General features: G+C 57.7%; 1 protein-coding gene. It reads left to right on the top strand.

The features are described from left to right. Window positions 1-565: outer membrane protein assembly factor BamE (locus tag GNK13_RS20395; protein WP_235935365.1), on the top strand; the 565-nt coding region annotated here is incomplete at its 5' end. Between the last annotated feature and the right edge of the window lie 703 nt (window positions 566-1,268).

Here is a 1,268-nt window from a genome sequence, read left to right as displayed (position 1 = left end):
CTACGGAGCCATAACAACGCGTCGAACCCGAGCGGCGGATGACGCGTTTCCTGAAGACTATCCACTCGGCCGCCGCCGGGTTAACGCAAACGTTCGTCGACTAACCCGAATTATGCAGACATTTGAGATCAAACCGAAAGTTGGTGTCGGCCCGATTCGATTCGGGATGACACGAGAAGAAGTTCGCAAGCAGCTCGGTTCTCCAGAAGAGGGCGATCAAGACCGCGAATGGTATCTAGACGACATGGCCATTGACTTTGATGCTTCTGGGCGGGTGACATTCATCGAACTGGCTGAGTCCGAGAATTTCCGGGCGATTCTGGACGACAAGTGTCTGCACGAATTGGCCGCAGAAGATGCAGTCGCGCACGTGCAGCGGATCGCCGAATATGATCCAAATGCGCCTGAGGTCGGATACGCCTACGTTTTCCCCGCGCTGCAGCTCAGCCTCTGGCGTCCTGTCCTCCCAGAGAATGATCAGGATCCCGATGACCCTACTGGACGCCATTTTGAAGCCGTTGGGGTTGCGGCTGACAACTACTTCCCCGTTACCAGTTCGCAGTGAACGACGAACAACGCGATGAACGCGAGCCGTAATGACCGGATTGCTCGCTTCGCTCGATATCCTTTTCCACGGCCGCGTTATCGCGGACGTTATGGCAATCACCGACGTCATGCGTTCTCCGGATGCTGAGGTGCGCTCGAACCCGCCGCTATGGACATGGGAACGCCGACCGGATTCGTTTCGGCCTATCGTTCGGGACGCTGCGACATTGGCATCTGGGAACTTACAATCGTCTCGGTCCGAGGGTTCAACCGGGCAGCAGGTGCGCGTAAAGGTCAATCGAATTGGAGAGTCGTCGATCCGATAACGTTTATGATACTCTTCGCTCATGCGACACCGTCGTTGATGGGGGCTCTCGGGATGACCTTCCGGCTCGGTTCGCGGGGCTCATCGCCGAAGCGGGATTCGCTGGTTCGGGATATCATGGTTGGTCGCCGATGCAAACGCGCTCGGGCCGGGCCGATCGACTACAATGGATGCCGTGGCGCGACCTCTGTGGTCCTTGCTCTCTGGATACCGCTACGGAGCCATAACAACGCGTCGAACCCGAGCGGCGGATGACGCGTTTACTGACAACTGTCCACCCGGCCGCCGCCGGGTTAACGCAAACGTTCGCGGCGTCGACCACCATGCCGTTCTCGCGGCGTCTGATTTGGTCCTTTGCCTCTCGCATTACAAATAGTGCGCTCGAATTACTGATGCT

The sequence above is a fragment of the Candidatus Laterigemmans baculatus genome (genome assembly GCF_010367455.1).
Lineage (GTDB): Bacteria > Planctomycetota > Planctomycetia > Pirellulales > Pirellulaceae > Laterigemmans > Laterigemmans baculatus.
The sequence above is the reverse complement of the archived record's forward strand: the minus strand, read 5'-3'. Positions and strand labels throughout refer to the sequence as shown.